The 7,696-nt window shown below is 72.7% G+C and carries 7 protein-coding genes; 2 read left to right on the forward strand and 5 right to left on the reverse strand.

From position 1 onward, the window contains the following. Positions 1-163: 163 nt before the first annotated feature. Entirely contained in the window at positions 164-1,888 is a 1,725-nt protein-coding gene (locus V2J52_RS16350) for an HNH endonuclease (protein ID WP_331228806.1), read from the forward strand. Between the two features lie 170 nt (positions 1,889-2,058). Here V2J52_RS16350 and galE read toward each other — a convergent pair whose 3' ends face one another. The 3 genes from galE to V2J52_RS16365 form a co-directional block, all read right to left on the reverse strand. Next, positions 2,059-3,075, reverse strand: a complete 1,017-nt coding sequence (gene galE, locus V2J52_RS16355) for a UDP-glucose 4-epimerase GalE (RefSeq protein ID WP_331228807.1) — start codon at positions 3,073-3,075, stop codon at positions 2,059-2,061. An 85-nt stretch (positions 3,076-3,160) separates the two neighbouring features. Continuing rightward, on the reverse strand, positions 3,161-3,682 hold the full coding sequence (gene purE, locus V2J52_RS16360; protein WP_331228808.1) for a 5-(carboxyamino)imidazole ribonucleotide mutase: 522 nt from the start codon (positions 3,680-3,682) through the stop codon (positions 3,161-3,163). A gap of 113 nt (positions 3,683-3,795) precedes the next feature. After that, positions 3,796-4,953 carry a 5-(carboxyamino)imidazole ribonucleotide synthase gene (locus V2J52_RS16365; RefSeq protein ID WP_331228809.1) on the reverse strand — a complete coding sequence of 386 codons (1,158 nt, stop codon included), beginning with the start codon at positions 4,951-4,953 and terminating at the stop codon, positions 3,796-3,798. 33 nt (positions 4,954-4,986) lie between these two features. On the opposite strand from V2J52_RS16365, the gene V2J52_RS16370 reads away from it, so the two are divergent. Beyond that, complete coding sequence (locus tag V2J52_RS16370; protein ID WP_331228810.1) at positions 4,987-5,514, forward strand: GtrA family protein; 528 nt, start codon at positions 4,987-4,989, stop codon at positions 5,512-5,514. A gap of 12 nt (positions 5,515-5,526) precedes the next feature. Here V2J52_RS16370 and V2J52_RS16375 read toward each other — a convergent pair whose 3' ends face one another. Then, complete coding sequence (locus V2J52_RS16375; protein WP_331228811.1) at positions 5,527-6,828, reverse strand: ATP-binding protein; 1,302 nt, start codon at positions 6,826-6,828, stop codon at positions 5,527-5,529. Positions 6,829-6,855: 27 nt separating this feature from the next. After that, complete coding sequence (locus tag V2J52_RS16380) at positions 6,856-7,542, reverse strand: response regulator transcription factor (protein WP_331228812.1); 687 nt, start codon at positions 7,540-7,542, stop codon at positions 6,856-6,858. Positions 7,543-7,696 lie beyond the last annotated feature (154 nt).

Consider the following 7,696-nt stretch of genomic DNA (forward strand, 5'->3'; position numbering starts at 1 on the left):
GCCGGACGAGGCCTGGGCGGCAGGGGCGTGAGGCCGTCGCGGGCGCCGCTGCCGGCCGGCGGGGCTGCGGTCCGACAGGCGCCGCGGCGAGCAGTCCGAGGTACGAAGCCGTGGAAGCCCGCCGTTTTCCGCCAATGTCACACCCCGCCGATACGGTCGAATCATGGTCGAGGACGACGGCATGGCGGGACCCGGGCAGGTAGCCGGGTCGGCTGCGCTGGGCGCGCTGTCGACGGCGGACCTAGAACGGTGGCGCCAGCTGCTGGCCCGGTTGGACCGGGACGTGAGCGACGCCGAGCGGGTCGACCAGCTGCGGTCGTTGGAGGAGCTGAAGGCCGCCGTGTGCGCGGTACAGGCCCGGGTCACAGTCGACCTGGAGGCCTCGGTGCGCGCCGAGCGGACGGCGGCCGGGTGCCCTGTCGCCGAGCGGGGCCGAGGGATCGGCGCGCAGGTCGCACTGGCCCGCCGGGAGTCCCCGGCTCGCGGTGGGCGGCTGTTGGGGCTGGCCACCGCGCTGGTGCGGGAGATGCCCCACACCTACGCCGCGCTGCGCGAGGGGGTGATCAGCGAGTGGCGCGCCACGCTGCTCGTCCGAGAGTCGGCCTGTTTGTCTCTGGCCGACCGCGACGCCTTCGACGCCGAGATCGCCACCGATCGCACCCGGCTCGCACAGTGGGGCGACCGCGAGTTGGTCGCCCACGCGAAGAAGGTGGCCTACCGGCTCGACGCCGCCTCGGTAGTCGCCCGCGCCGCCAAGGCCGAACGTCAGCGGTGCGTCACGCTTCGTCCGGCGCCCGACACCATGAGCTACCTGACCGGTCTGCTGCCCGTGGCCCAGGGCGTGAGCGTGCTGGGCACGCTGCGCCGCGACGCCGACTCGCTTCGCGCTCAGGGCGACCCACGAAGCCGCGGTCAGCTGATGGCCGACCTCCTCGTCGAACGCACCACCGGACTGGCCCAGGCGCAGGACGTGCCGGTGGAGGTCGGGCTGGTGATGACCGACCGCAGCCTGCTCGCCGGCGATCACGAGCCCGCCACCATCCCCGGCTACGGCACGGTGCCCGCCGGCTGGGCTCGCAAGCTGATCGCCGATCGCACCCGGCCGGGCGACGGCCTCGGCGACCGCGACGGCTGTCGTGACGGTGATGGCGACGGCGGTCGTGGCGGCGATGGCGGCGGCGACGGCCGCGGGGTCAGCGACGGTGGTCACGCGACATTGCTGTGGCTGCGGCGGCTGTTCACCCACCCGAGCACCGGCCAGCTAGTAGCGATGACCTCCCGGCGACGAACCGTTCCCCGAGGGCTGGGCCGGTTCATCGACACCCGCGACCAGAGCTGCCGCACACCGTGGTGCGACGCCCCCATCCGCCACCGGGACCACGTCCGCGCCGCAGCCGAGGGCGGACCCACCTCGGCCGACAACCTCCAGGGCCTCTGCGAGGCGTGCAACTACACCAAGACCGCTCCCGGCTGGCAGGCCCATGCCCGGCCGCCAGGCAGCGACACCCACGAGGTGGTCACCACGACCCCCACAGGGCACAGCTACGCCGCGGCCGCACCCGCCCTCCCGGGCCACCAGCCTGGCGCGACGCTCAGCGCTGGCGCTGCCGTTGGTGCCAGCGCCAGCAGCACTGGCACAGCGACCACCTCCAGCACGGGCACGACGGCCGGCTCCAGCACCGGCACCGGCACCCCAGCCGCAGGCGCAGCCACCCCCGCCGCAGCCGCCGCAGCCGCCGCAGCCGCCGCAGCCGCCGCAGCCGCGATGCTCAGCATCCAGCGGGCCCACGCGCCACCAGGCGAACCCGACTCAGGCCTCGAGGGGCCACCCGACCAGTCGCTAAGCCCGCTCGAGCGCCACATGGCACGACTGCTCCGCGCCGCCTGATCGCCAGTGGCGGCTCCACCTGGGGCCGCCACCGGCGGGTAAGGCGACGTCCCGGGGCATGCGTGAGGCAGCGCCGACGTCGGCACGGCCGACGCATGGCAGCCGCATCGAGCACGACGCGAGCCTGCTCCTGCCTGAGCCACACCAGCCGGCACCACCGGCCCGCGCCCTCAGCCGATACGGCGCGGTCCTGCCTGCCAGGCCTGCCAGGCGCTGGCGATGATCTCCTCGAGACCGCGCTCGGCGCGCCAGCCGAGCACGTCGGCGATCCGGTCGGCCGCGGCGATCAGTTGCGGTGGGTCGCCCGGGCGGCGCGGCTCGACGTCCGAGCTGGCGTCGAGCCCGGAGACCGTTCCGATCATGTCGATGACCTCCCGCACGGACGCCCCGCTGCCGGTGCCCACGTTGAGGACCTGCGACGTTCCCTCGGCATCGTCGGGACCGTCGCCCCCGTCGACACCGTCGACCGCGGCAAGGTGGTCGAGCGCGGTCAGGTGCGCGTGCGCGAGGTCCAGGACGTGGATGTAGTCGCGGATGCAGGTGCCGTCGGGCGTCGGGTAGTCGGTGCCGAAGATCTTCGGCCGTTCACCACGCGCGAGCCGGTCGAGCACCATCGGGACGAGATTGAGGACCGCGGGGTCCCCGAGGTCGTCCCAGCCGGCGCCGGCGACGTTGAAGTAGCGCAGCGCAGCGGTGCGCATCCCCCAGGCCCGGGCGGCGTCGGCGATGAGCCACTCACCCACGAGCTTGGTCTGGCCGTAGGGGTTGATCGGCTCGGGGGTCGTCTCCTCGGTGACGAGGTCAACATCGGGCATGCCGTAGACCGCGGCGGAGGAGGAGAAGATCAGCCGCTGCACGCCGGCGCCCTCCATCGCGGCGACCACGTTGGCGAGGCCGGTGATGTTCTGCTGGAAGTACCAGGCCGGCCGCTCGACGGACTCCCCCACCTGCTTGCGAGCCGCGAAGTGGACCACGCCGGTGACCGCGCGCTCGCGCATGACGAGCTCCAGCGTGGCCTGCGCGTCCGCCCCGGCGACGTCGAGCTCGACGAGGTCCGCGGCCCCTACCCGGTCGCTGCGCCCCGTCGAGAGGTCGTCGACGACGATCACTTCCTCGCCGCGCTCGAGGAGGAGGCGGACGACGTGCGCCCCGATGTACCCGGCGCCGCCGGTGACCATGATGCTCATGCGCTCAGCCTAGCCCAGCACCACGCGCAGTTCGCTCACAACCGAACACTACCGACCATCGGCGCAGGTGCCCGCCAGCGGCCCGTCAGACGGAGAATCCGGTCCGGTGGTCCCGGGACGACCGCAGCCGCGCGCCCTTCTCCTGGGCCCCGGCCCGCAGGTTCTGCTGGAACTCCACCATCCGGCGACGCAGGGCGAGGTCCTCCTCGCTGGTGCCGGCAGCGAGGATCCGCGCCGCGAGCAGGCCAGCGTTGCGCGCACCCCCGATCGACACCGTCGCCACCGGGACGCCCGCAGGCATCTGCACGATCGACAGCAGCGAGTCCAGGCCGTCGAGCTGAGCCAGCGGTACCGGTACGCCAACGACCGGCAGCGGCGTCAACGAGGCAAGCATCCCGGGCAGGTGCGCAGCACCGCCGGCGCCGGCGATGATCACCCGCAGCCCGCGACCGGCCGCCTCCCGACCGTAGGCGAGCATCTCCTCCGGCATCCGGTGCGCCGAGACGACGTCGACCTCGCACGTGACACCGAGCTCCTCGAGCACCTCGGCGGCCTGCTTCATCACCGGCCAGTCCGAGTCCGACCCCATGACGATTCCGACGTTCATCCCGATCTCCTCTCGTCGCGCGTACGGTTGCCACTCACTGTGCCGCATGACGCGCCCGCCGACGGGCCGCGTCCGCCCGCGGCGGACACCAGGCGTGCAGGACACGCCTGCCGCTAGCGCTTCTCCCCGCGCAGCAGCGCGACGGCCAGGTCCGCCTCGGCCTGCGCCGCGGCGAGCTCCTCGCCGACGACGGTCACGTGGCCGAGCTTGCGTCCCGGGCGCACCGCCTTGCCGTACAGGTGGACGCGGGCGTTGGGGCATCGCTGGAGCAGCTCGGGCAGCACCGAGGCCGGGTCCGCCAGGGCGCTGCCAAGGAGGTTGGCCATCACGCTCACCGGCGCCAGCGGCGTCGTCGGTCCCAGCGGGAGGTCGAGCACCGCCCGCAGGTGCTGCTCGAACTGGCTGGTGGCCGCACCGTCGATGGTCCAGTGGCCTGAGTTGTGTGGTCGCATCGCCAGCTCGTTGACCACCACCCGAGGCATGCCCCCCTCGGTGGGCGGCGGCAGCTCGAACATCTCGACCGCGAGCACGCCGGTGACGTCGAGGCCCTCGGCGATCCGCCGGGCGATGTCCAGCGCGTGCTCCTCGAGCACGGGGTCGAGGCCCGGCGCCGGCGCGATCGCCTCGGCGCACACCCCACCTTCCTGCACGGTCTGGGTCACCGGCCAGGCGCGGACCTCACCGCCGGGACGGCGAGCGACGAGCACCGCCAGCTCCCGGGTGAAGGGCACGTGCTCCTCGGCGAGCAGCGCGACGTCCGGGTCGAGCGCGTCGAGCCAGTCCTTGGCCTCGACCGCATCGTGGACGACGCGTACCCCCTTGCCGTCGTAGCCGCCGCGGGCGGTCTTGATGACGACGGGCCAGCCGGCCCGGTCACCGAACGTCGTGAGCTCGTCGGTGTCGCGCACCGCTGCCCACTGCGGGCACGGCACCTCGAGCGTGCTGAGGGCCTCGCGCATGACGATCTTGTCCTGGGCGTGGCGCAGCGCGCCCGAGCCGGGCCGCACCGCCACTCCCTCGGCCTCGAGCGCGGTCAGCAGCGAGCCCGGTACGTGCTCGTGCTCGAAGGTGAGGACATCGACGCCGGCCAGCAGCCCGCGCACCGCGCTCTCGTCGCTCGCGGCGCCCACCGGGGCATCGGGCACTACCTGCGCTGCGGACCCGTCGGCCGCCTCGACGAGCACCCGCAGGTGTACGTCGAGGCCGATCGCGGCCTGCTGCATCATCCGGGCGAGCTGCCCGCCACCGACCACTGCCACATGTGCTCCCACGGGACGTCAGCCTAGTGCGGGTACGCTGGCCGGGTGACGTCGTCCCAGGGTGTGACGGGCCCCGAGGCCGAGGCCGCTGCGGCCGTCACCGCTCGGGCCGCGACTGACGGTCGGCTGCTGCGGTGGCGCCAGCAGGCGGTGGAGCTGATGAAGTTCGGCACCGTCGGCGCGATCGCGTTCGTCGTCGACGTCGGCCTGATGAACCTGCTGCGCTTCGGCCCGGGTGAGGTGCTCGGCGACAAAGCGCTGACGGCCAAGGTCATCTCGGTGGCGGTGGCCACCATGGTCGCGTGGCTCGGCAACCGGCACTGGACGTTCGCCGAGAAGAAGCGTGACTCCCGCAGCCGTGAGCTGATCTGGTTCCTGCTCGTCAATGCCGGCGGGATGCTCATCGCCGTCGGCGCGCTGGGGGTCTCCCACTACGTGCTCGGCTTTCAGTCTGCGCTGGCCGACAACATCGCCGCCAACGTCGTCGGCCTGGGCCTGGGCACTGCCTTCCGGTACTTCTGCTACCGGTACCTGGTGTTCAACGGCCGCGGCGACGCCGGAAGCAGCCACTGAGCCACTGCGGCGTCACCAGCGTCGTCGCCGTCGTCCCATCGACACGAGCGGGCCTTGCGGAAGCACGAGGTCGGGATCGAGCGACCGCGGCACCGCAGACAGGAAGATCGCGAAGATCGGCGGCTTGCGCTGCGCCAGCTCGAGCCGTCCGCCGTCAGCGGCGACGAGGTCGCGCGCCAACGAGAGACCGCGGCCGGTGCCCTTCCCGGAGGTGACGTACTTCTCGAAGATCTCCGGGGCGAGGTCGTCGCTGACACCGGGCCCTTCGTCGCTCACCTCGATGACCACACTGTTGTCCGACACGCTCGACCGTGCCCGCACCGCGGTGGTGCCCGCGCCGTACTTGAGCGAGTTCTCCACGAGGGTGGACAGCACCTGTGCGAGCGCTCCGGGCGTCGCGAGGACGGTGATGTCGACGTCGTCCGGCAGCACCAGCTGACGGCCGGCGGCGGCGAAGGTCGGTAGCCACTCCTCGGCCTGCTGGGCGAAGAGATCCGCCAGCGGGAGAGCCTCGGTGGTGCCGCCGGAAGCCTGCCGCGAGTTCCGCAGCAGGTCGTCGACGACGCCGGTGAGCCGTTCGAGCTGCTCGAGGCTGATCCGCGCCTCCTCGGCGACGTCCTCGTCGTCGGTGATCTGCTGAATCTCCTCCAGGCGCATCGAGAGCGCGGCCAGCGGCGTCCGGAGCTGGTGGGAGGCGTCGGCGGCGAACTGTCGCTCGGCGGCGAGCCGCCGGGCCATCCGCTCCCCCGTCCGGCTGAGCTCCGCGGCGACGAGGTCGATCTCCTCGACCCCGGAGCGCCGCAGGTGGGGGCGCACCTGCCCGGAGCCGATCTGCTCCGCGCTGGCGGCCAGGTAGATGAGCGGCGCGGCGAGCTTCCTCGCCTGCCGGCGCGCCACGAGGATGCTGACCCCGAAGGCGACGATCGCGGCGGCGACCACCAGCCCGATGACGCGGGCGACCATCCACTGCACGTCCGCTGCCGGCACCTCGAGCCGGACCGTCGCACCGCTCGGGGTGATCTGCACGGCCCGGACGACGTCGCCGTCGAAGCTGGGCCCTGCTCCGTAGACGGCCTCGTCCGGCGCGTGCACCCGGATGCGAGCCGCCAGGTTCGTCTCACCACCGACCCAGGGGGTGAGCATGGCGTCGTCGAGCTCGTCGCCGTTGGCGATCCGGCGCTCGACCGACAGCGCCAGCGCCGAGGCCCGCACGTCCAGCGTGGAGCGCTCGGCGTCCCAGATCATCAGGCCACCGAAGATCCCCAGCGGCAGACCCAGAAGGATCACCGCCACCGTGACCGCGATGACCGTCATCGTGACCGCACGACGGCGCACCGCGGCCTACCCCTCGACGGACGTCTCGAAGCGGAAGCCCATCCCTCGGACAGTGGTGATGTAGCGGGGGTCGTTGGCGTCGTCGCCGAGCTTGCGACGAAGCCACGAGACGTGCATGTCCAGGGTCTTGGTCGACCCGGACGGGTCGGAGCCCCAAACCTCGCGCATGAGGTTCTCCCGGCCGACGACGGCGCCGGCGTCGCGGATGAGGACGCGCAGCAGCTCGAACTCCTTGGCGGTGAGCTGCAGCTCGCGGCTGCCCTGGAACGCCCGGTGGGCCGCGACGTCGACTCGCACGTCTTGCGCGGCGAGCTCGTCCTCGTCGGTGAGGTCGCCGCCGGCGCGGCGCAGCAGCGCCCGCACCCGGGCGAGGAGCTCGGCCAGCCGGAAGGGCTTGGTCACGTAGTCGTCGGCGCCGGCATCGAGCCCGACGACGAGGTCGACCTCGTCGGCGCGCGCGGTGAGCACGAGGATGGGGGTGGTCATCCCTTGCGCACGGACCCAGCGGGCGACGTCGAGCCCGTCCATGTCCGGCAGCCCGAGGTCGAGCACGATGAGGTCGGCACCGCCGGAGCTGTCGATGGCTCCCTGCCCGGTGCCGTGGGCCTGGACGTCATATCCCTCACGGGTCAGCGCGCGAGCGAGCGGCGCGGAGATGGCGGGGTCGTCCTCGACGAGAAGTACGGTGGTCACAGTCGTCATCGTAAAGGGTTCCTCCTGCGGATGGGCAACAAGCACACCGACGATTGACTCGATCATGCCCGACTGACAGCGACTCTAGGCCAGCGGAACGACAACGGCGTGCCCGGGATGCGGCGTGGGGGGGGGGGGGGGGGGGGGGGGGGGG

Source organism: Georgenia sunbinii, from assembly GCF_036421875.1.
Classification (GTDB): Bacteria; Actinomycetota; Actinomycetes; order Actinomycetales; family Actinomycetaceae; genus Georgenia_B; species Georgenia_B sunbinii.